The organism is Desulfomonilaceae bacterium (assembly GCA_041662605.1).
Lineage (GTDB): Bacteria > Desulfobacterota > Desulfomonilia > Desulfomonilales > Desulfomonilaceae > CAJBEZ01.
Genome location: JBAZSD010000003.1, coordinates 247,726 through 271,176, shown reverse-complemented (window position 1 = coordinate 271,176; position 23,451 = coordinate 247,726). Strand labels below are relative to the sequence as shown.

General features: G+C 47.0%; 20 protein-coding genes. 15 read left to right on the top strand and 5 right to left on the bottom strand.

The window, feature by feature from the left end; genetic code table 11:
- Window positions 1-47: 47 nt before the first annotated feature.
- Window positions 48-572 (bottom strand): phospholipase D family protein, encoded by a 525-nt coding sequence (locus WC647_04165; GenBank protein ID MFA6221487.1) that lies wholly within the window; start codon window positions 570-572, stop codon window positions 48-50.
- A gap of 42 nt (window positions 573-614) precedes the next feature.
- Window positions 615-908: a hypothetical protein gene (locus tag WC647_04160; protein MFA6221486.1), complete on the bottom strand. Its 294-nt coding sequence runs from the start codon at window positions 906-908 to the stop codon at window positions 615-617.
- A 237-nt stretch (window positions 909-1,145) separates the two neighbouring features.
- Between WC647_04160 and ispD the strand changes: the two genes are divergently transcribed.
- Window positions 1,146-1,820 (top strand): 2-C-methyl-D-erythritol 4-phosphate cytidylyltransferase, encoded by a 675-nt coding sequence (gene ispD / locus WC647_04155; GenBank protein MFA6221485.1) that lies wholly within the window; start codon window positions 1,146-1,148, stop codon window positions 1,818-1,820.
- A gap of 14 nt (window positions 1,821-1,834) precedes the next feature.
- Here the strand turns inward: ispD and purF are convergent, their stop codons facing one another.
- The 3 genes from purF to WC647_04140 all read right to left on the bottom strand — a co-directional run bounded on the left by purF (window position 1,835) and on the right by WC647_04140 (window position 5,654).
- Window positions 1,835-3,259, bottom strand: a complete 1,425-nt coding sequence (gene purF / locus WC647_04150; protein MFA6221484.1) for an amidophosphoribosyltransferase — start codon at window positions 3,257-3,259, stop codon at window positions 1,835-1,837.
- 252 nt (window positions 3,260-3,511) lie between these two features.
- Window positions 3,512-4,318 (bottom strand): hypothetical protein, encoded by an 807-nt coding sequence (locus tag WC647_04145; protein MFA6221483.1) that lies wholly within the window; start codon window positions 4,316-4,318, stop codon window positions 3,512-3,514.
- A gap of 217 nt (window positions 4,319-4,535) precedes the next feature.
- Window positions 4,536-5,654, bottom strand: coding sequence for a DUF362 domain-containing protein (locus WC647_04140; protein MFA6221482.1), 1,119 nt, complete (start codon window positions 5,652-5,654; stop codon window positions 4,536-4,538).
- 217 nt (window positions 5,655-5,871) lie between these two features.
- On the opposite strand from WC647_04140, the gene corA reads away from it, so the two are divergent.
- The 14 genes from corA to WC647_04070 all read left to right on the top strand — a co-directional run bounded on the left by corA (window position 5,872) and on the right by WC647_04070 (window position 23,383).
- Entirely contained in the window at window positions 5,872-6,948 is a 1,077-nt protein-coding gene (gene corA, locus WC647_04135; GenBank protein ID MFA6221481.1) for a magnesium/cobalt transporter CorA, read from the top strand.
- A gap of 227 nt (window positions 6,949-7,175) precedes the next feature.
- A complete protein-coding gene (lysS, locus tag WC647_04130) occupies window positions 7,176-8,687 on the top strand; it encodes a lysine--tRNA ligase (protein ID MFA6221480.1) in 1,512 nt (503 codons plus the stop codon).
- Window positions 8,684-9,919: a lipoprotein-releasing ABC transporter permease subunit gene (locus WC647_04125; GenBank protein MFA6221479.1), complete on the top strand. Its 1,236-nt coding sequence runs from the start codon at window positions 8,684-8,686 to the stop codon at window positions 9,917-9,919. Before lysS ends, WC647_04125 begins: the two co-directional genes overlap by 4 nt.
- On the top strand, window positions 9,912-10,598 hold the full coding sequence (locus WC647_04120; GenBank protein ID MFA6221478.1) for an ABC transporter ATP-binding protein: 687 nt from the start codon (window positions 9,912-9,914) through the stop codon (window positions 10,596-10,598). Before WC647_04125 ends, WC647_04120 begins: the two co-directional genes overlap by 8 nt.
- Entirely contained in the window at window positions 10,595-13,264 is a 2,670-nt protein-coding gene (bamA, locus tag WC647_04115; protein MFA6221477.1) for an outer membrane protein assembly factor BamA, read from the top strand. Before WC647_04120 ends, bamA begins: the two co-directional genes overlap by 4 nt.
- Before the next feature lie 94 nt (window positions 13,265-13,358).
- A complete protein-coding gene (locus tag WC647_04110) occupies window positions 13,359-13,952 on the top strand; it encodes an OmpH family outer membrane protein (protein ID MFA6221476.1) in 594 nt (197 codons plus the stop codon).
- A gap of 17 nt (window positions 13,953-13,969) precedes the next feature.
- Window positions 13,970-15,019 carry a UDP-3-O-(3-hydroxymyristoyl)glucosamine N-acyltransferase gene (lpxD, locus tag WC647_04105; protein MFA6221475.1) on the top strand — a complete coding sequence of 350 codons (1,050 nt, stop codon included), beginning with the start codon at window positions 13,970-13,972 and terminating at the stop codon, window positions 15,017-15,019.
- Window positions 15,016-15,819 carry an acyl-ACP--UDP-N-acetylglucosamine O-acyltransferase gene (gene lpxA, locus WC647_04100; protein MFA6221474.1) on the top strand — a complete coding sequence of 268 codons (804 nt, stop codon included), beginning with the start codon at window positions 15,016-15,018 and terminating at the stop codon, window positions 15,817-15,819. Before lpxD ends, lpxA begins: the two co-directional genes overlap by 4 nt.
- A complete protein-coding gene (gene lpxI / locus WC647_04095) occupies window positions 15,819-16,649 on the top strand; it encodes a UDP-2,3-diacylglucosamine diphosphatase LpxI (GenBank protein MFA6221473.1) in 831 nt (276 codons plus the stop codon). Before lpxA ends, lpxI begins: the two co-directional genes overlap by 1 nt.
- Window positions 16,650-16,765: 116 nt before the next feature.
- The gene (gene msbA, locus WC647_04090; GenBank protein MFA6221472.1) at window positions 16,766-18,505 is read left to right on the top strand and encodes a lipid A export permease/ATP-binding protein MsbA; all 1,740 of its coding nucleotides are present in this window, start codon (window positions 16,766-16,768) and stop codon (window positions 18,503-18,505) included.
- 9 nt (window positions 18,506-18,514) lie between these two features.
- A complete protein-coding gene (gene lpxK / locus WC647_04085; GenBank protein ID MFA6221471.1) occupies window positions 18,515-19,570 on the top strand; it encodes a tetraacyldisaccharide 4'-kinase in 1,056 nt (351 codons plus the stop codon).
- Complete coding sequence (locus WC647_04080; protein MFA6221470.1) at window positions 19,554-20,648, top strand: glycosyltransferase family 9 protein; 1,095 nt, start codon at window positions 19,554-19,556, stop codon at window positions 20,646-20,648. Before lpxK ends, WC647_04080 begins: the two co-directional genes overlap by 17 nt.
- Window positions 20,649-20,822: 174 nt before the next feature.
- The gene (fusA, locus tag WC647_04075) at window positions 20,823-22,907 is read left to right on the top strand and encodes an elongation factor G (GenBank protein ID MFA6221469.1); all 2,085 of its coding nucleotides are present in this window, start codon (window positions 20,823-20,825) and stop codon (window positions 22,905-22,907) included.
- A complete protein-coding gene (locus WC647_04070) occupies window positions 22,907-23,383 on the top strand; it encodes an MOSC domain-containing protein (protein MFA6221468.1) in 477 nt (158 codons plus the stop codon). Before fusA ends, WC647_04070 begins: the two co-directional genes overlap by 1 nt.
- The last annotated feature ends 68 nt before the right edge of the window (window positions 23,384-23,451 follow it).

Genomic DNA, 23,451 nt, shown 5'->3' with positions numbered 1-23,451 from the left:
GCCGACCGGTGGGGTTATGCGCCGGGAATGGTTTGTTGTTTGCGTTGTCATGAGTCCGCTGGGCAGGGACATATTTCCCTGCGTCCACAGTTTGGGCATTGACCTCCCATCCATATATAATCGAAATAGTCTACAAAAGGTTTGGTAGACTCCTGGTTTTCAAAAAGGAACCCTACTTCAAAATTTCTCTTGGAAGCGCTTTTAGCTCCAATACCCGCGCCTGTCAAATTTGGGCTTCCTGCGAGAGTCACCACACCATCCACGATGAAAATTTTGGCATGCATCCGGGGACACTGAAGAAATTCCACTCCTGCGCTGAGCCCGCCTTTTGTGTCAATCCTTTCGTAACGATCCCTGAAAGGCCTGGATGGTGACTCGGCGTGTATGATTCTAATAGACACACCTCGATTTATGAGTGAGGCCATCAAGTCCGGAAAGGTGATAAATCGCCCCTTGTATCTCAGGAAGGTCGTTTTGATGTTTGCTGTGGCTATCCATACGAAATGCTCCGCGTTACAAAGGTGGGTCTGAGAGAACTTTTCAAAAATGTCCCTATCCCATAAGGTTTTCATCCTTGTCGCAGAGACCTCAGTCAAGATTATCGACAAACATGACTACTGGCTCACGTCGTGACGAAACGCTTTGGCCCAGGCGCCTCTAACCTCGAGGTCTTTGTCAAGCTCGAGATCAGGTCTCGCTACGGCCATCAATTCAGATCCATCCGCTTCGAGGACCAGTCGCCACAAAGTGACCAGACCCCGTTCAGACAGAGAGCGCATAGCCTGCTGAATCATGAGGTACTCTTCCGAATCCGACTGGCTTGACGGGTCGACCAGAATTCCTCTAATAGTCACCCATCCTGGGTTGTTAATCCGATCAAGTATTTTCCTTTCAATTTCTGATTCCACTTGGTCTCCTCTCGGCGCTTCCGCTATATGATTCCATGGAAGAAACGTTCGCCGGTTCGAATCTATAGCATGACTCACCAAAATCCAGCTTATAGTTTTTACGCAATGTCCGGCTCCTTTTTAGCGCCGCAGCGTAACAGAGTCGGCTTTTGAAGACATTGATTGACCCTGAGCCTAATTCGGCTGTATAAAATAAGTCTAATCACAATAAACATTACATGAAGCCCTAAGGTCACAATGTTACGCGCTGCTGTGATCACATCTGGAGGAATTGGAGCGAGAATGGGATCCGAGATCCCGAAACAATATCTTCTTCTCGGCGGACTGCCTATTCTTGTAAGAACTTTGAGAATTTTTCAAGAACATCGCGATGTAGACTTCATAATCCTAACCACTCCGGCGGACCAAATTGAATTCTGTCAGTCAGAAATAGTTGAGGCGAACAATTTTTCCAAGGTCAGTGAAATCACTCGAGGGGGGCGCACGAGACAAGAGTCAGTGCTAAACGGTTTGAGAATCGCTTCACATAGCGATCTGGCGCTAATACACGACGCTGTTCGACCTTTAGTGAATCCGGACATAATTTCCGAATCCTTTGAGAAAGCGGATTCTTATGGCGCTGCGATAGCAGCTTGCGAAGTTACGGATACCGTTAAAACAGCAGACGATTTTATAGTAGGAACAATGCCGAGAGAAAATTTGTGGCTTGCCCATACTCCCCAGACGTTTCGGACGTCACTGATAATTGAGGCTCACGAGAAAGCCCTTTCCGAAGGGTTCATCGGCACTGACGACTCATCGTTGGTTGAACGTATGGGATTCAAGGTCGCGATTGTGCCCGACAGCAAATATAATATTAAAATAACCAGTCCCCAGGACCTTGTGGTTGCCGAAAGACTTCTTGGTCTTTAAAAAGCTTGATTCAACTATGGCCAAACATTTGGCGTCCCAATATTAGTTTCGAGACAATGCTTGGTTGAGTCATCGGTGATTTGGATAGGGTATTTTCCCGTAAAACAGGCAGTGCAGAAATCTTTAGCCTGGATTGGCATGGCTCGTAACATACCTTCAAGGCTCAGATAAGCCAAAGAATCCGCTTCTATAAAGTCGCAAATCTGCTGAACCGATTTTGAACAAGCAATGAGTTCTCCTTTGCTCGAAAAATCAATACCGAAAAAACAGGGGAAACGGATCGGAGGACAACTGATTCTCATGTGGATTTCCTTGGCTCCGGCTTCCCTCAGAGCCCTTGTGCGCAGTTTACTGGTGGTGCCACGTACAATTGAATCATCAACCACAACTACACTCTTATCTTTAAGTATTTCACGTACAGGGTTTAATTTTAGCCTCACCCCAAGATTCCTAATAGCGGGTGAGGGTTGGATGAAAGTACGTCCGACATAATGGTTTCGGATGACGCCATATTCGAACGGCAGACCACTCCCCTGAGAATAACCGAGGGCCGCGTAATTGCCTGAAGCTGGCATGGGGGCAACAAAGTCCGCTTGCGGAACGGGGCTCTCAAGAGCTACCTGAACACCAAGAGATTTTCTGATTTGATAGACGCCATGTCCAAAAATCGAGGAGTCGGGCCTGGAAAAATAGATGTATTCAAAGATACACATCGCAAGGTTTTTTCGTTGCGGTACCCTCAACGAGCGTAACCCATTCTTGTCGGCTATAACTATTTCACCCGGTTCTACATCCCTGACGTAGTCAGCTTCAATGATATCCAGAGCGCACGTTTCTGACGCAAAGACGATAGCGTCACCTTTACGGCCAATGCAAAGCGGTCTAAAGCCATAAGGATCACGGGCGGCGTATATACCCTCAGAACTCAGGAAAACCAGTGACCATGCTCCCTTGAGTTCCTGGAAAACCTTCAGAAGTCTTTCTTCCAGGGATCCCTTCTTGTGCAAAATGAGGTGGGCTATCAATTCTGAATCTGTCGAGGTCTGAAATATTGCGCCGGCGGATTCCAGTTTACGTCTCAACTTGGCTATGTTTACAATATTTCCATTGTGTCCAAGCGCAAAGAATCGGTCGATCTGCTCAACCAGAAAAGGTTGTGCGTTTCTCAACATGGAACTGCCGGTAGTAGAGTATCGGACATGTCCGATGCCCATGTGCCCCTTCATGTCTTCAAGGGTACCATCCTTAAAAACATCTGGGACCAATCCCATTCCTTTTTGCGAAGAAACCGTGATACCGTCCGAAACTATAATTCCGGCGGATTCCTGACCTCTGTGTTGTAATGCGTACAAACCGAGATAAATGTGTTTGGCGGGATCATCAACCCCATATATACCAAATATACCGCAGGCCTCTTTTTTGGAGGGCGTATCAAACATGAATAAAACTCCCAAGAGATCATAACCATATCCAAACGTTCCACGCGTAAAGTTACAGCAGCTTCGAGTAACCGTCAACCGTGGCTACATTTCGTTCAACGCCAATTGAACTCACTGCGCGCAAAGAGAGGCCTTAGTTGGTCATAAGGCCTCTCTTCGGCATCACAGCAATTTTCTTAGGGAAAACCTAACAATATTTTTGATTTGGAAATTCGGTCACGAAATTCAATAGTTTCTTTGCCAAAATTCCGCTCATTGAGCCGGCGGAGCTACAGGAGCGCCACCTTTGAATGAATTCCAGCCGGAACGAGGATCTTGTCCCTGCGGAATCTCCACGGGACGTGGCATCGCTATAGAGGTCCCTGAGCCTTGTGTAGCCGCGGATTGTGGAGCTTGAATCTGCTTCTTGGTTCCGGCCTGTTTAGGCTGGGATTGGCCGCGACGAACCCTGGTCTGTCTACCCGATACAGCCTGTTCGTCCAGGTTTTCTCCTTGGGGAGGGTAATACTGAACCGTTGTGCCATCAGGGGTTTGAGTCGTAATCCTCACTGCTCCCGAGGGCAAATTGTCATCGAACAAAGGAGGCTGCTGGGATTGTGAATACTGACCCGGACGCAATTGGCCCTGACCGGCTTGGGCCAAAGGAGCCTGAGCTGGTTGAGGCGCCTGCTGCGAGGGAGGAGCGGCATAACTGACAGGAGGTGGTCCCTGTGGGGCAGATTGGGGCTGCTGATAATTTTGCCAGTCAGAATATACGCCTTGTTGACTATAATTTGGGTTAGCCGGCGGAGGGCCGGCGTAGCCAGGGGCCGCATACCCTTGGGGCGCTCCGTAACCTGGGGCCGGTTGAGAGTAAGGATTAGCTCCCTGTTGATATCCCGGTTGAGACTCCGGGCTTGCCGTTTGGCCCTGAAATTGCTGATAGTTAAATTGATTCGAACCGCCTCCACCCCAAACACCAAGACCTCCAGGCCCCAACACCGAATCCAGAACTCCTTGAGCAAAGCACAAGACTGGCGTTAGCAATACAAATGTTAGGATCAACGCTATTTTTGGCATTTCATTTCTCCTGACGCTATGTCAACGGTTCAATAATGTTATCCCGATATTCAAGATTATACACTTATCCATCAATATAAATATTTTACAATATTACAACCACTCTGTCAACGTGGCTTGTTAGGTTCGGGTTGCAACTCCAGGCTATCACCGGCAAAAAGTCGAGTTCAACAGCTCACAACAAATAATTAATTGTGCGCTTCTGTCAGCTATTCTATTAAAGTTTGATCAGCTCATATTTTCTGGACCCGAGACCAATCTTCTCCGCATATTCCAGTTGGTGGCCCCAGTCGATGTCCGGGAATAGGGCTCTAAACTTGTCTGCTCCAGGTTCCAAGGCCTTTTCCAATGCTGACAAAGGATTACCTGGGGCTTGGTTAACCAGATCCGCTGCCGCCTGGTCAATCGCGACCGAATCCAACGATGCGAGAATTCCGATTCCAGGCACGATTGCCCTGTCGGAAAAAGGTGTGCAATCACACAAAGGGGAGACATCAGTTACAAAGGAGATAAAAATGGCTTTCCCCTGTTTTTGACTTAAAACAGCTTTGGCGTACTCGACCATTTTTTCCATAAAAATCGGGATGGATTCGTTCCACTGGATTGAAATAGCGCCTTGACGGCAGGTTAAAATGCATTCTGCGCATCCTACGCATCGCTCGGGGTCAATATGCGCCTTGCGAGTTCCTTTTTCTCCAGACAGGGTTATCGCCCGTCCACGGCACCAGACCTCACATTCGCCGCAACCAACACACTTTTTTGCATTCACTTTCGGGGAAATATTTGAATGTTGATCCAATTTACCTTTTCTCGATGCGCAACCCATCCCGACGTTCTTAATCGTTCCACCGAAACCTGAAAGTTCATGGCCCTTGAAGTGAGTCATTACAACCAATCCGTCGGCATAGTGAATGTCGGCTCCTACATGCGCATGTTCAATGTGAGCGCCTCCAAGATCAACGGTAACGTCGCTATTTCCACGAAGCCCATCGGCTATGATCACTGGCGCTCCTGTCACCTCCCGTGTGAAACCATTGTCATACGCGGTACAGAGGTGAGACCACGCTTCAATACGAGATCCGACGTACAGTGTGTTTGTATCGGTTAAGAAAGGCTTGGCCCCTAAATCCTTCAGCGTGTCAACTACACGACGCACAAACTGAGGCCTGATATGAGCCGTATTTCCAGCCTCTCCAAAATGAATCTTAATGGCTACAAGGTCCCTGGATTTGAAGATTTCGCCTGGAGCCAGGGAGTTGAACAGATCTGTGACTTTGGCCGGCATACTTTTCTTCCATGACGCTGACAGATCTATCATGTAAACTTGTGAAGTCATTTCCAGTCTCCTTAAAAGAATAAACTTGATTTCAGAGATTCTTCATGGATAAGAATCGTTAATTATTTTGGACCGATCAACGAAATGATAGCACATAGTAAAAGCGAAAGTAGCGGTCGCGGTAATATTTACGTCAGTAACCTTTGGTCGCCTGACGACTAAAGATAATTGCAAGTTTACGATTGTCACCCGGAAAAAACCAATCGGAGCGCCTCAAATGACTTCAGTATGGACAAAAAAGAGGTCGCAAAAAAGCGGCAAAGCCCCCGGAACTCTGGTTCATGTTGGAGACGTCCACTCACAAAAGACCAGAATCGAATGTGTAATTTATTCTCCGACAGAAATTCAGCAAGTCGAAGTTCAAGGTGATATTAGGAGTTTTTTTGCCTCCCATCCACCGGGCGCTTCTTCCTCGATGTGGTTGAATGTAGAAGGCCTCCATGATGTTGAAATGATAAATAGCATCGGTTCGGTGTTCGGCATCAGTAACCTGGCTCTAGAAGACATAGTTGATACCAGTCACAGACCCAAACTGGAGGAATTTTCCGACCACATATTTATAATAATTCGAGCGCTGGGTATACACCAGACCACTATGCGACTTTTTCCCGAGCAAATCTCACTTGTGCTGGGCGCTAATTTTTTAATCACATTCCGGGAGCGGAGCGATCTCTTGTTCCAACCGATCAAAAAAAGGATGGAACTCTCCACAAGCCGGATAAGAAACAGCGGAGTGGATTATCTGTTGTATAGCGTGGTCGATTTGATCGTAGACAACTACTTCGATATCCTGGAAAATATTGCTGAGAGAATGGAGATTATCGAGCATGTGGTTGTGAAAGGGCCCTCGACCTCGACTCTTGAATCCATCCACCAGTTGAAAACGGATTTGCTGTTTCTTAGAAAATCCGTTTGGCCGTTAAGAGAAATATCAAATCGAATGATCGCCGGTGACTTGTCTTATGTCAAAGATTCAACCAAGCCCTATCTCAGGGACGTTCTGGATCACGCCATTCATGCGGTAGACACCGTAGAGACTTTCAGAGACATCATATCCGGAATGCTGGACATCTATTTGTCGGCCGTAAGTAATCGACTGAATGAGACGATGAAGGTCCTGACTATCATCGCTACCATATTTATTCCTCTCACGTTCCTCTGCGGTTGGTATGGCATGAATTTCAAGTATATGCCGGAACTCGATTGGACGTATGGATATCCAATGGTAATTGCCATAGCCTCTTTTACTGCAATCACCATGCTAATTGCTTTTAGACGCAAAAAGTGGATTTGAGATTTGACAAATGATCTGAAAAATATCTGGCTGTTCTGAAACTGATGAGAATTTAAGCGTCTTTGTCGCGTCATAACTCGATCAAGTCGATGCGAGCAAAAGCGTCATAAAATCAGTTTATTGGATTGGGGATTCGTTAGGCTAAGAACGCCTAATCTTGACATTTTCCTAACAAAAGTATACAACGCCGGTCAAATATCACGAAAGCCCCCAGGAGAAACTTCCAGGTGTCGGAACCTTCGTCGAAGTCAGAAAAACTCTCTCCCTCTTCTTTAATAGATGTTCGCCTCAAAAAACTTGAAGAACTGGAAGAATCTGGTATCCAACCTTACGCCATTGGATTTACCCCTGATGTGTATTCATCTGAACTCAGGGCAAAATACTCGGAAATTGATGAATCCGAAGAGATCAGTGATACCTTGGGCTTGGCCGGACGCATCATGGCCATTCGCAATTTAGGAAAAGCCGCATTTATGCGCATTCAAGATGTGACAGGTGATTTCCAGATCTATTTAGGCAGGGATATCATAGGGGTTGAGGAATATAAGCAGGCAAAGAAACTTGACATAGGAGACATTATAGGTGTCACAGGTTCGCCTTTCAAAACCAAGACCGGCGAACTAAGCCTGGTGGTAAAACGGTTAATTCTTTTGACCAAGTCACTCAGGCCGCTTCCGGAAAAATGGCACGGTCTGTCTGATGTGGAGACCAGATACAGGCAACGATATCTCGACCTGATGGTAAACAAGTCATCCCGAGACATAGTTTTTACACGTAGTCGGGTGATTTCCTATCTTAGGAACTTCTTGACTAAACGAGGGTTTCTCGAAGTTGAAACCCCTATGATGCAGACAATTCCAGGAGGGGCGACCGCGCGTCCATTTGAAACGTTTCATCATGCGCTAAATCGTCGACTTTATCTGAGAATAGCCCCTGAACTCTATTTGAAGAGGCTTCTTGTGGGCGGTTTTGATAAGGTGTTTGAAATCAACAGGAATTTCCGGAATGAGGGAATTTCAACCCAGCACAACCCGGAATTTACAATGCTGGAATTTTATCTTGCTTACAAGACTTACGAAGATCTCATGAACCTGACCGAAGAAATGCTTGCTAATTTAGCGCTGGACACAGTCGGTTCTTACAAGTTCAACTATGGAGAACGCGAGGTTGACCTGACTCCCCCTTGGCCTCGGGTTACTGTCAAAGAGTCTCTGATTAAAAACGGCGTGCTGAGTCCCGATGAGATTGAGGACCGTAATACGGTTTTCATCAAGGCTGTTGAGATGGGAATATCGGTAAACAAAGAGGATTCTTATGGAAAGCTCCTCATGGCCATTTTTGACGAAGTTGTTGAATCTACACTCTGGGGACCGGTATTTGTGAATCGATACCCGGTGGACGTTTCGCCTCTTGCCAGGCGAAATGAAGAAGATCCTACTGTAACTGACAGGTTTGAACTCTATATATGTGGCCGAGAAATGGCTAACGCATTCACTGAGTTGACTGATCCGGTCGACCAGAGAAACCGGTTCGAAGAACAGGTCAGAGCACGCCAGGCGGGTGATGAAGAAGCCCACTTTCTTGATGAAGATTTTCTGCGCGCTCTGGAATACGGCATGCCGCCTGCGGCAGGTGAAGGTCTGGGGATTGACCGTCTGGTGATGTTGTTGACTAACGCTCAGTCTATTAGAGAGGTTATACTGTTTCCCCACATGAGACCTGAAAAAGGGCTTGAATGAAGCTGCCACTAGAGCTGAGGGTAGGCCTTCGTTACTTAAGGGCCAAACGCAAACAAGCTTTCGTCTCAGTTATCAGCGCATTTGGCGTGCTTGGGGTCATGTTGGGTGTCATGACCCTTATAATAGTTCTGGGTGTAATGAATGGATTTGAACGGGATCTAAAAGATAAAATTCTTGGTACTGTTTCCCATATAGTTGTTATGAACAATTCAACCCGCTCCATCACGGACTGGGTTCAGGTGATGGATAGAATCAAACTCATAGATGGAATTAACGCAGTGACTCCGTATATTTATGGTCAGGCAATGCTTTCATCAAGAGGAAGGGTAAGAGGAGTCATTGTCAGGGGAATTGATCCAAAATCGGCCCCGCAGGTCATTTCGATCTCGAAGTATATGGAAAAGGGTTCGCTCAAAGGGCTAGGGCTTGCGGATGGAGACATCAACGGAGTGATAATTGGTAAAGAGCTTGCAACTTCGAATTCCCTCAGGGTTGGAGATTCCGTTCAACTAATATCACCACAGGGGAAAAGGACCCCGATAGGCGCCATCCCCAGAGTGCAAAACTTTAGAGTCGTCGGAATTTTCAAGTCAGGAATGTACGAGTTTGATTCCAACCTGGTCTATATGGACCTTGCTGAAGCTCAAAAATTTTTCGAAATGGGTTCAGGCGTTACTGGAATTGAGGTCAATCTCAAAAACATTTATGACGCTCCGAAAATAGCCTCCAGGATTGAGTCTGTCCTCGGGGCTCCTTACTGGACCAGAACTTGGAGAGACATGTACAGGAATTTATTCAGCGCCTTGAAGCTGGAAAAAATCGCCATGTTTATTATTCTTACCTTTATTGTTCTGGTCGCAGCATTCAATATCATTATTTCCCTTATAATGTTGGTGATGGAAAAGAGTCGAGATATAGCCGTATTAAAATCACTCGGAGCTACGTCAGATCGCATCATGCGTATATTTGTCGTTCAGGGCATGATAGTAGGCGCTACTGGAACATTTCTGGGAGCAATCGCCGGACTCGGCGGCGGGGCTTTGCTGGCAAAATATCCATTTATCGAACTACCTGAGGAAATTTACACTATCTCCACGCTTCCCATAGCAATATCAACCTCGGATGTCCTAACCATTTGCATCGTAGCCTTGACGATTTGCTTTCTTGCTACGTTATACCCATCATACAGAGCGGCTCGTCTGGAACCGGCGGAGGCGCTCAGGTATGAATGACGAGTACATCTACCAGGTTTCAGATCTACGAAAGACTTATTATCACCCTGTAAGGGAACTGGAAGTCCTAAGGGGTGTCACTTTATTAGTCCGTCATGGAGAAAGTGTAGCTGTAACAGGTCCTTCAGGGGTCGGGAAAAGCACGTTATTACACGTCCTTGGTTTGCTTGATGAACCTACCTCGGGAACAATTTTCCTCGATGGTGTAAATGTTCGGGAACTGGGGGAAGTGGAGAGGGCGAAGATCAGGAATAAGCGCATTGGTTTCGTTTTTCAATTTTTCCAGTTGTTACCAGAGTTTACGGCTTTGGAAAATGTGTTGATGCCAGGGCTGATAGCCGGTGAGGATATGAAGGAGTTACGTCGGAAGTCGGAAAGGCTCCTCAATGAGGTAGGCCTCGGCGATAGATTCAGTCACCGACCAGGTGAACTTTCGGGTGGCGAACAGCAACGCGTAGCTATCGCTAGAGCTTTAGTGATGAATCCTGACGTCATACTCGCCGATGAACCAACCGGAAACCTTGACTTGGAAACCGGAGCGGAAATTGAAAGTTTATTAAGGAACCTCAACTTTGAGAGAAAAACGTCCTTGATTGTGGTCACACATAAAGAATCACTCGCAAGGGTTATGGACAGACGGGTAGCCCTCAGCGCCGGCAAAATAGAGGAGCTTCAATGAAGAGGGCTTTTCTATTTTTTGCTATCATTATTTCTTTTGTAATTGTCTCAACTGATTCCCAAGCAAAAAAAGTAGACAAGATCCTTGTCTTTCCTTTCAAGATGGTGACGAAAGGAATCAAGGCGCAAGATTTCAATAATGAATTAGCCGGCGCGTTAGCCGCTGAGTTAACCAGGGATGGAGATATTGAAGTAATCTCGGGGACGCCGTTTATTTCCGCAATTCAAGAAAAGAAAGTCGACCCGCAACGCCTTATAAGGATATCAGAAAAAGCCGGAGCGCAGGCCGCTATTTGGGGGACGGTTTCTCAGCTTGAAGATGGACTGTCGCTTGAAGTCTATGTGGTTATGGCCGAATCAGGGGCTAAACCGAGGTTTTTCTCCGCTACCGGTCGGGATTTCCACGATCTAGCCGGCAAAATGAAGGAAATTTCCAATGAAATCGGTGGCACTGTCTTAAATAGACCCAAGGTTGGAGAAATCAAGATTGAGGGTAACAAGAGGATCCAGCGGGAAGCCATTCTCAATAAAATGGAAATGAAAACAGGGTCCCCTTTTGCTAAGAGCCGATTGAGCGATGATATCAGAGAAATATACTCTATGGGTTATTTTGATGATGTCCAGATTAAAGCGGAAGAAAATCCTAAAGGCGAGATGGACCTTTATGTGACGGTAAAAGAAAGGCCTTCCATCAAGACCATCAATATTGAAGGGAACAAGGTTTTTACCAAAGACGAAATCCTTGACGCCCTGACGACCAAATCGTTTACAGTTGAGAGTGTTCAGAAAATCAGAGATGACGTGGCGAAAATCAAACAGATGTACGAGAAGGAGGGTTATTACCAGCCAAAAATTGATTATGAAATAAAAGAACTCTCTCCTAATGAGGCAAGCCTGACCTTCAAGATTGATGAGGGGACCAAAAGTTATCTGACTGATATAGATTTGGAAGGTCGCTCCAAATTGACGGACAAAGACATCAAGAAGATTATGAACATCAAGGAGAAAAGCTGGTTCTGGTTTCTGGATGAATCCGGTTCATTTACGAGGGAAAAACTTGAAGAAAACCGTATGCGAATTATCGCCTATTATTTGGAAAATGGTTTTATCAACGTCCAGGTTGGCGCTCCAAAAATAGAAATAAAGGACGGCAGAGTTAAAGTTACTTACCCTATTAGAGAAGGAAACCGTTTCCAGATTAGAAAAGTCGAAGTAGAAGGTGATCTGATAGTACCGGCCGAACAGCTAAAAGATATGCTGCAGTGCAAACCGCATACATGGTTCAAAAGGTCCGCTCTCGCAGACGATATCAAAACAATAACGAAATTATACAATAACCTTGGCTATGCTTACGCTGATGTCGAGCCTCTTCAGAAGATTAACGACAAGCACGATTTTATCGACCTGACTTTCAAGATCACTAAAGGTGAAAAAATAACCATTGAAAGGGTCGATATTGTCGGTAATGACAGAACCAGGGACAAAATAATCAGACGAGCGTTGATGATAGCAGAGGGAGATGTTTACAACGCTGACAACTTCGAAGCGACGAAGAGCAATCTTGAGGGAATGGATTTCTTTGAAGCCGTAAAGTTGAAAACGGCGCCAGGGTCTCGGCCCGATACGATGAACGTAACCGTTGAAGTAATAGAGAAAAAGACCGGATCTCTCGCTGCGGGTCTAGGATATTCGTCACAGGACGGAGCCATGGGAAATGTTGATCTCAAGGAGAGGAATCTCTTTGGTATGGGCATAGTCGCCAACGCCAAGGCAAATCTCTCGGCCCGTAGAAGTAACTACGAGGGTTCGCTCACATATCCATGGATTTTTGACTATCCTGTAACAGGTAGTATCAAGGGTTATCAAGCTGTCCAGGGTGAGCAGAACTATGTCCGCGACAGTAATGGAGGAAGTTTATTCCTGTCTTATCCTCTATACGGCCTGTGGTCGATGTCCACGGGGATTGCCAGAGATTCAAGCAAACTGTCAGGCTTTCAAGGGATGTTCGCACAGTCTATAGTAGCATATTACGCGAGCTACCATGCTAACGCGGCGAAATACCTTAATATCTCTGAGAACTCCCTTTCTTTCAACATTGGTAGGGACACCAGAAACAATTCGGTTATTCCTACGGCAGGCACAAAACTTACTCTCGGGGCGCGATTGTCAGGATTTGGCGGAGACGTTGCGTTTTCCAGTTATTACTCTGAGGGTATCTACTACAAGTCACTATTTTGGAAGGCAGTGCTGAAGTTCCGGGCCAACGCCTCGATGTTAATGGAATCTGGCAACGATCCGATACCTTTTGATCGACGAATACTACTCGGAGGTATTCAGAGCATTAGGGGGTACAAGGCCGGGGAAATTGGTCCCCGGGATCGTTATGGAAATATAATGGGCGGAGACAGGGCTATGTTTTCAAACGTAGAGTGCTTGTTTCCTTTGGTAGAAAGGCTAAAACTTAATGGCGTGACATTCTTCGACATAGGAAACGCCTGGAATGTCTGCAATAGTCCATTTATGACGGATGTTAAAGCCGGAGTCGGCGTAGGTATAAGATGGGTATCCCCCATGGGGCCGCTTAGAATAGAATATGGGTGGAAAATTAATCCCCAAAAAGGTGAAGATCCTGGCGCATTTGCTTTTGCTATGGGCCAACTATTCTGATAAAGAATCACACCTAGATTGAAACCGGTCTATTGATTCGTTTATTAACCCTTGATCTAAATACAAGAATAGAAACTCGAAAGGAGTCTAATCCATGACCCGTCACAGGACCTTGATCAGTTTGTCGATCGCTATGCTAATTCTTTCTTTGGCCTTTGGAACATGCTTGGCTCAGGCGCCACTTACTATCGCTTTTGTGGACTTGCAGCAGTTCCAGGCGAAGTCCAAACGTATTCAGGAAATGCAAAAACACTTCTCTGAACTGAACAACATCAAACGGACCGGCCTTGAAAAAAAGCAAAATGAGCTTAAAGCTCTTACCGAGCAACTTCAAAAGCAGGGACCGATGTTGAAGGAAGATACCCGTAACGAGAAGATAAAAGAAATCGGCATGAAAGAGATGGAATTGAAACTAGCTCAGAAGCAGGCCGAGACTGAGCTGCAAAATGAGGCTCGAGCTTTGGATGAGACGATGATGCGCGATCTTGTAAAAATAATTGGCGATGTGCGTAAACAAAAAAAGCTTTCGCTGATTCTTAATTCTACTAGCGCAATTCTCGCAGCGGATGATTCCTTGGACATCACGGATGAAGTCGTAAAAATTTATGACGCCAGCGCTCCAACGAAACCGGCAGCGGCAGACAAAAGCAAGCCGGCAGCGGGCCCTAAACCGAAAGCTCCCAAATAGGGTTGGAAATATCTTCGATGACGCTCACTTTAAGAGAAATAGCGGATTTTCTTGGCTGTGAGTCATCTGAGGTTACAGGGCCGGAGATCTCTGGGGCCAAACCTTTGGAGTTCGCCTCAGAGAACGACGTTTCTTACGTGGCGGACGCCAAGTTTCTGGCAGCGCTTGAAGCCAGCAAGGCTGGAGCCGTTTTGGTTCCTCATAACCTTGGACCTCCGGGGCGACCTTTTATAAGATCCAGAAACCCGGAAGCTGACTTTGCAAGACTTACAGCTCTGTTCTACAGCTATGTGCGGAGAAAAGACGTCTCAATTTCTGGCGACGCGTCGGTGCATCAGTCTGCGGTTATCTCGGAAGGCGTTTCCGTGGATCCTTTCGCTGTGATCGGAGCCAACTCTGTGATCGGTGAAGGTTCAACTATCGGTTCTAACTCCGTGGTCGGTGAGGGAGTCACAATTGGTAGGGACACGGTAATATTTCCCAATGTAACCATTTATCGCGATGTCAAAATCGGTTCTCGCGTTATCATCCATGCTGGAGCGGTCATCGGATCGGATGGCTTTGGTTTTGCTCGTGATCTGGATGCAAACGGTCGTCCGATAAACATTAAGAAGTTTCATAGCGGGTCAGTGGAAATTCAGGACGATGTGGAAATAGGGGCATTGACGGCGATTGACAGAGGCCTTGCCGGGGTCACCACTATATGCAAGGGCGCAAAAATCGACAACCTTGTTCAAATAGCGCACAACGTCAGCATAGGGGAAGGAACGGTTATCGCTTCTCAGGTAGGGGTAGCTGGAAGCTCCTCAATTGGATCTTTTGGAATGGTAGGTGGGCAGGTTGGTGTCAGAGACCATGTCAGAGTGGGCGATGGAGTGATTCTGGCGACGCGCGTGGGAATCTACAGAAATGTTCCGAATGGGTCGGTAATGGCTGGCTCTATTCCTGCGATGCCTCACAAAATATTCTTGCGGGTCCAGTCGCTTTTTAAACGTTTGCCGGAACTGCTTGAAAGAATAAGAAATCTGGAACGTATTGTGTCACAGAATCCTAAGGAAAAAGAATGATTCACCCTACAGCTATAATTGATCCCGGGGCTGTTGTTGATCCCACAGCGTCTATTGGCGCCTTTTCGATTATCGGGGCGAAGACCAAAATCGGCGCCGAAGTCCAAATAGGCCCGCACGTAGTGATAGAAGGCAACACCACGATTGACGTAAAAACCCAGATATACCAGTTTGCGTCAATCGGCGCTCCGCCTCAGGATCTCTCTTATAGTGGTGAAGATACTCGTGTCGAAATCGGTAAAGGTTGTCTCATCCGTGAGTTTGTGACTATACATAGAGGCACAATTAGGGGAAAAGGAGTCACGAGAATCGGTGATGGATGTTATTTGATGGCCTACTGTCATGTGGCGCACGACTGCATCTTGGGTGAAGGCGTGATAATGGCTAACTCCGCTCATTTGGGAGGCCATATTGAAATAGGCAGGAAGGCGATTCTTGGCGGCATAGTAGCGGTTCATCAGTTTGTCAGAATTGGAGAATTCGCCCTTGTAGGAGGAGTTTCAGGAGTTGCGAAGGATGTCCCACCCTACACTTTGGCCTCAGGGTCGCGAATCTATGTATATGGTTTGAACGAAGTCGGTTTGCGGAGAAATGGGTTTTCTCCTCAGACGATCAGGACTCTGAAGAGAGCTTTCAAGATTGCGTTGCGCTCATCATTGAGACTCGACGAGGCGGTCAGAAGAATTCGTGAAGAAATGTCAGATACTCCGGAGGCTCTGCATTTTGCTGATTTCCTGGCCACCTCCAAGAGAGGACCAGCCAGGGTTTCCCTTAGTCGTCATGCGTTCAGGAAAAACTGATGCCTTCGAACATCGGCGTTATCGCCGGAGCCGGGGATCTTCCGTTACGTATCACTAAAGAAGCCTGTGAAAGAGGTTTTGATCCAGTAGTTCTAGCGTTTGATGGATTTACGAATCGGGAAATTGAACAGATTGCGATCAAGGTCCATTGGTTGAAATTGGGACAACTTGATAAGGCCATCAAGCTCCTTAAGCAAAGCTCGATCAATCGAGTGGTAATGGCCGGTAAAATAGACAAGAGCAATTTGCTGCGTTTGTGGAACCTTCGTCCGGATCGCAGAGCAATCCGGGTGATTCGTTCCCTGACTGACTGGCGGGACGACACCGTACTTGCAGCTATAGCTGATGAGCTTGGGAGAGAAGATATAACCATTGACAGTATTACTCTGTGGGCTTCTAATCTTATGGCTGCCGAAGGCGTCCTTACACGAAAAAAACCTTCCAAGCATCAAATGGAAGACGTTCTTTTCGGTCGTGACATGGCGCTGGCTATCGGCGCGCTTGACATCGGTCAGACGGTTGTCGTCAAGAATAGAGCCGTGATCGTTGTGGAAGCTATAGAAGGCACTGACAAAGCCATATTGAGGGCGGGAGCGCTCAATATACCAAACTCGATAGTTGTCAAGATGGCTAAACCCAATCAGGACATGCGCTTTGACGTTCCAGGGATAGGCCCTTCAACTGTTAGAAATATGATTACTGCGGGCGCCAAATTGTTGGCGGTCGAAGTTGGCAAGACCATGATAGCGGATCCGGAAGATACGATTCGTATGGCCGATGAGGCCAGAATTTGCATCATGGGAATTCCTCCCTCGGGACCCATAACGTAGAGAACTGCTCTCCCGACATTTGTTGTCCCCATAATGATTACTTGCCTCTTTATCCCTGACTAGGTTAGATATTCAAGTCATTTTCAGAACAGTTTCATTGTGACGAGGCTTATAAAGTGGCGGTTTACAAAAGACTACTGAAATATTTGACCCCATACGTCGCCAAGTTGTGCCTGGCTAGTCTCTGTATGCTAGGTGTGGCTGTCCTTACCGCTTCTCTCGCTTACCTGGTAAAACCTGCCTTAGACGACATCTTCTTCGAGAAAAATATGCGGATGCTGATGCTAATCCCGATAGTAGTGGCTTCGGTCTATATTATCAAAGGCTTTTGCGATTTCGGTCAGTATTACCTCATGGCGTTTATAGGTCAAAGCGTTATCCGTGATCTTCGGCAAGAAATGTTCTGTAAACTTGAAAACATGTCCGTCGGCTTTTTTGTCAGGCATTCTACAGGAGAGTTGCTCTCCAGAATGAACAATGACGTCACAATGGTTCAGGGAGCGCTTACCAGCGCAATTACCGGTATAGCCCGTGACACCTTGACGGTGATCTGTCTCGTGGCGGTGGTATTTTTCCGGGACCTTAAACTGGCGCTTATCGCGATGGTGATTTTTCCACTGGCCATCTACCCTCTATTGAATTTCGGCCGCCGAATGAAGCGATATTCCAGACGGATGTTGGTGTCTCTTGAGGATATTACGGAAAGACTCAATGAGACCATCACAGGCATCAGGATTGTTAAGGCCTTCGCAATGGAGGATTATGAACGCAAACGGTTTGCTGAGGTGAATGACACGCTGTTTAACGCATTCATGCGCAGGTTCAAGGTTCGAGCCATGTCAAATCCCGTGATGGAAGCGCTCGGTGGTTTCGGGGTTTGCGCTATCGTCACCTACGGAGGATATCAAGTCATCAACGGGGAATCCACGCAGGGGACCTTTTTTTCTTTTATGGCGGCTCTTGTAATGCTGTATGAACCCATCAAACGTGTCAGCGAAGTTAACAACACTTTGCAGGAAGGCCTAACCGCCGGAGAGAGGATTTTCAGTCTGCTGGATACGGCGCCTGAAGTTCAGGATGCTCCCGACGCTGTTCATCTAGGTGAAATATCGGGCAAGGTCGAATTTAAAGATGTCAGTTTCTCTTATGATTCTACCCAGGTGCTCAAAGACATCAATTTCGTAGTGAACCCTGGTGAAGCGATAGCGATAGTGGGTGAAAGCGGGGTAGGCAAGAGTACATTACTGGATCTTGCGCCACGGTTTTATGACCCAACGTCCGGGTGTGTTCTTGTTGACGGGACAGACGTCCGGCGGATTACCCAAAAATCTTTGCGTGAGAAAATAGGTATAGTAACTCAGCAGACTATTCTTTTCGATGACACCATTCGTAATAACATAGCCTACGGGAGACCGGATTTGCCTTTGGACATGGTCATAGAAGCGGCCAAAGCCGCGCATGCCCATGACTTTATCATGGCGCAACCGGAAGGCTATGATAGTCTCATAGGGGAAAACGGTATTAAGCTCTCAGGTGGTGAACGTCAAAGAGTAGCTATAGCCAGGGCCCTATTGAAGAACCCGCCTATTCTGATTCTCGACGAAGCTACATCAAACCTGGATTCGGACTCCGAAAAATCCGTACAGGCCGCATTGGAAGGGCTCATGAAAGGTAGAGCCACACTTGTGGTAGCCCATCGGTTGTCTACAATTAAGAATGTGGATCGAATCTATGTCATGTCCCACGGAACGATAGTTGAGCAGGGTTCCCATGATGAATTGCTCGCCCTGAATGGAGAATTCGCAAGACTCTATCACCTGCAGTTTGCTAGCTCGCACAGAGAGATGCCCAACTAGAATAACACAATGACCGATCATTCAAGATGGTTTCGAGGACTGCCGTCGTCGCCTTTTCTCGCTGCCCCTGCAGGAATGTATCTTATCATCCAGTATGCGTGGCGGCGAGTTCATGAACTTGAATGGAAACGAAGTTACAAAGCTCCAATCCCTGTGATTTCCATAGGTAACATAGCTATGGGGGGAACCGGGAAGACCCCGTTTGTAATGTATGTGACTGAACTACTTGTTGAGAAAGGGTTCAGACCCTGCGTAGTGAGCAGAGGCTATAAGGGTTCGTACACCACCGATTATATTATAGTTAAGGATGTTGGGAGTTCGGGGCCAAAAGTGAACGCCACTCTCGTCGGAGACGAGCCCTTTTTAATCGCCAGTGGCGTTGATCAAAAAGCCGCTGTAATGGTCGGACACGACAGGCTGCAGTGTGTAACTTTCGCCGCCGAACATATGGAATGCGATGTAGCGGTTCTTGATGACGGGTTCCAGCATCTGAGACTCAAACGAGATCTCGACATAGTCCTTTTGTCAGGGCAAGAAGATCACATGTTTCCTCTAGGTATTCTTCGTGAGCCGTTTTCGGCCCTTAGTCGGGCGGATCTGATAGTCGTCAATCAGAACCAGGACGTTGTTTGTCCGAGAATTCATAATTTTCTGTCACATAGAGAGCACTTTAAATTCAAGAGCGTTCCCCTTTCTCTCAATGGCGCAGACTCTAGTCGTAGCATGGTCCCTGAAAGTTTAAAAAACGAAAACGTATTGTTGGTGTCGGGAATAGCCGCGCCGGAACGCTTCATTAAAATGGCCCAATCACTCGAATGGTCCATTATGGATCACCTTGTTTACCGGGATCATCACAATTTTGATCCAAGAGATCTTGATCGAATAGTCAAGGCTGCAAAAGGCGCATGGATGGTATTTACCGAGAAAGATTGGGTAAAACTGCGACCTGAGTTTCAGGCAAGGAAAGATGTTTTATTTCTAAGAATAGGAATTCAGCTAGAGAACGATGAAATTTTCATGAACCAAATTCTCAAAGTCCTGCGAAGCCATGGAACTGAATCATAAAAAGGTTCTTATAATTAAGCCCAGTTCTATGGGCGACGTGATTCACGCTCTTCCATTGATTCACGCGATAAAACGCCGGTATCCCACCAGCTATATAGGATGGGTTGTTCAAAAGGGCCTTGCCGGCCTGCTGGAGCCTGATCCATTCATAGATGAAATTATAACCATAGATATTCCCTCAACATCCGAACCTTCGGCGAGAACAAGCGCCTATTTTCACGCCTTTGTAGCTACTGTTCGCTCGCTTAAGATCCTGAGAAGGAAATTTGTCGCCAAACCTTACGATCTGATCCTGGATCTTCACGCTTCTTTCAGAAGTGGGTTAATCAGTGTCATGAATCCAAAATCTTTCAGACTGGGTTTCGCCGAGGCTAAAGAACTGAACACATTTTTCCAGTCGGATCACGTAAGGGTGCCTTCCGATAAACCCCACGCTGTGGACCAGTTGCTTTGTTTCGCTGATTTTCTGAAAATATCGGTCAATCCGGACGATTTTCGACTTTTTCTGGGAGATAGGGCAGAACAAGAAGCCAAGTCATTTATGGATTCAAGCGGGCTCGGCATGTCTGATCGTATCGTTTACGCCAACCCCGGAACACGCTGGGCCACCAAATTTTGGAACAAACGCGCATGGGCTGATTTAGCGGACAGATTAATTGTAGAACTACAATGCAGTGTTATTTTTGGGGGTGGGCCTTCAGAACGAGCTTATGTCGAGGAAATAGTCAATCTGATGAAGCTCAGACCAGTGGTCGCCGCAGGTTGTCTTAGTCCGGTAGGCGCCGCGTCGTTAATCAAAGCGTCGCAGATCTACGTGGGGGTGGATTCAGGCCCCATGCATCTGGCCGCAATTCTTGGTACACACGTTGTCGCTCTCTTTGGACCAACTGACCCCGAGAAAGTAGGTCCGTACGGAGAGGGGCACAGAGTTGTGAGAGTTGAAAATCTACCATGCCTGGGATGTCGCAAATCAGTGTGTAACGACAAGAAATGCCTGGACGGTATCTCCAGTGACCGAGTGTTTGAAGAGATCAGGCAGTTGACAGAATGGACCTCGAAAGTCAATGGACATTATTAATCGTTGGTTTGTTCTAAACAGAGAGTAACCTTTCGTTCTGCGACTACTGGGAAATTTTCTGAGAGGGCTATCCATTCCTTGACTGGAGGTCCTTTGTTATGGTTTATTGAGGTTTTACATTTAAGTTCGAGCGCCGAATTAATTTTACGGTAGCTCACTTCCGAAGGGGCGCCCATGAAGCAATTCAAAACTGAAGACATTCGAAATGTAGCAATCGTCTCTCACGCTGGTTCAGGAAAGACGACGTTATGTGAAGCCATGCTTCTGGACTCAGGAGCGGTCGATCGCCTGGGGAAAGTAACCGATGGCTCTTCCAATTTTGACTTTGAGCCCGAGGAAGTCAAACGGGGTATTTCAATTGGTTCGGCTCTCTATTCGGTGGAATGGAAGAAAAAGAAAATAAACATAATTGATACTCCTGGGGACCCGAATTTTGGAGCGGAAGTCATATTCGCCCTCAAAGCTGTTGACATGGCCGCTCTGGTTGTCGACGCCGTCGATTCTGTCAAGCCGTTGACAGAAAAGGTGTGGTCGGCCATAGAAGGCGCAGAATTACCAAGAGTGCTTGCAGTGACAAAAATGGACCGAGAAAGGGCTGATTTTGAGAAGGTCGTCGCAGATGTCAAACAGGCCCTGAAAGTCAAGCCTGTACTGTTACAAATACCGATAGGCAAGGAAGCGAACTTCAAGGGAGTCGTTGATTTACTTACCATGAAGGCCTTCATATTTGAGGGGGACGGTAAGAACCCTACGAAAGCCGACATACCGGATGATCTCAAAGAGGAAGCCTCTTCTCGAAGGGATGTCTTGATTGAGGACCTGGCGGAAGTCGATGATGGTTTAATGGAGAGATATCTTGAAGGTGAGGAACTAGGAGCTGACGATTTGTTTAACGCATTGCGCGGCGGAATCTTGAATCGAGTTTTCATGCCGGTGGTCATCTCCTCAGGTTTTACAAACAAAGGTATTCAACCGATTCTTGATCTGATTGTCGATGCATGTCCTTCTCCTGCGGACATGAAACCAGTAGTTGGTTCGACGCCATCCGGAGACGAGATATCGAGAACTCCATCGGCTGACGAACCATTTTGCGCCTTTGTGTTCAAGACTTTGGCGGACCCATACGCAGGAAGACTCAGTGTTTTTAGAATTTTCTCGGGTAAGCTTGTCCCCGATTCGAACTTCTATAACTCTTCCGGACAATCCAAGGAGAGGTTTGGTCAGCTTTTCATTATGCGGGGGAAATCTCAAAAATCGATTGAAGGCGCCCAGGCAGGTGATATCGTCGCCGTAGCCAAACTCAAGGAAACACTTACTGGTGACACTCTCTGTGACGAAAGGGCGCAAATAATACTTCCCAAACCGGAGCTTCCTCATGCGGTAATTTCATTCGCAATTGAACCTAAAGCCAAAGGCGATGAAGAGAAGATCACGCAGAGTCTAGCACGATTGGGAGAGGAAGATCCCACGCTGTCGGTCAATAGAGACGCCCGGACCAATGAATTTCTCATTTCCGGCATGGGGCAGGTCCACATAGAAGTTGTGGTCGAAAAACTGAAGAGGAAATTTGGGGTTGATGTAAACCTCAAAACCCCGAAGATTCCTTACAAGGAGACCATCAAAGGCAAAGCGAAAGTCGAAGGAAAACTCAAGAAGCAGACTGGAGGACGAGGACAGTTCGCTGTAGCCTGGCTCGAACTGGAGCCGATGGAAAGAGGAAAAGGCTTTGAATTCGTGGACAAGATCGTTGGTGGTGTTATTCCCAGGCAGTATATACCGGCGGTTGAAAAGGGCGTTATCGAAGCCATGGCGGCAGGCGCTCTTGCCGGCCACCCGGTCATTGACGTTCGTGTTAAGGTGTTCGATGGGAAATACCATGACGTGGATTCTTCGGAACAGGCTTTTAAAATAGCCGCCTCTAAGGGTTTCAAAAAGGGCGTGCTCCAGGCTAATCCTGTATTGCTGGAACCTATCATGAATATGGAGATCGTAGTCCCTGAAGATTGCATGGGCGATGTGATGGGCGATCTCAACTCGCGTCGTGGTAGAATTAGCGGTATGGACGCCAAAGGCGGCAACCAGGTTGTAAAGGCCCTGGTTCCCATGGCTGAAGTTCTCAAATACGCCTCAGACCTGACTTCCATGACATCAGGGCGAGGAATTTTCTCCATGGAATTTTCTCACTACGAAGAAGTTCCGGCCAGCATAGCGGAAAAGATTGTAGAGGCTTCGGCTAAGACTACAGAGGAAGAAGACTAGTGACCGATGATGTTCGAAACAAGCCGCCACTGTCCCTGGTCAGCGGGCGGGTCATCGCTGTTTGTTCAAGCGAAAAAAAGGGAACACCCAAAGCCGACGTGTGCAAAGGTGTCCTGGAAGTAGGATTTGGTCTAAAGGGTGACGCTCATGGCGGTGACTGGCATCGACAGGTGTCTCTACTTTCCATTGAGCAGATCGAAACCATGAAAAACAAGGGTTACGATGTCCAGCCCGGAAGTTTTGCGGAAAATATTTGCACACAGGGTTTTAATCTTGGTTCGGTTAAGATCGGCATGAGGCTGAAAGTTGGAGAAACCGCTATTATAGAAGTTACCCAGATTGGCAAGGAATGTCACACCCATTGCGCCATCTACAACAAGATTGGTGAGTGCATTATGCCGGAGCAGGGTGTCTTCGCAAAAGTTATTGAAGGAGGCGTCATAAACAGTGGTGACACCATTGAATTGACGCAATAGAAAAAATAGCCTGGGCTGCTTTCCTCGGATTTTCTGTTGACAGAAGATCCCGAATATTTGTATATTGA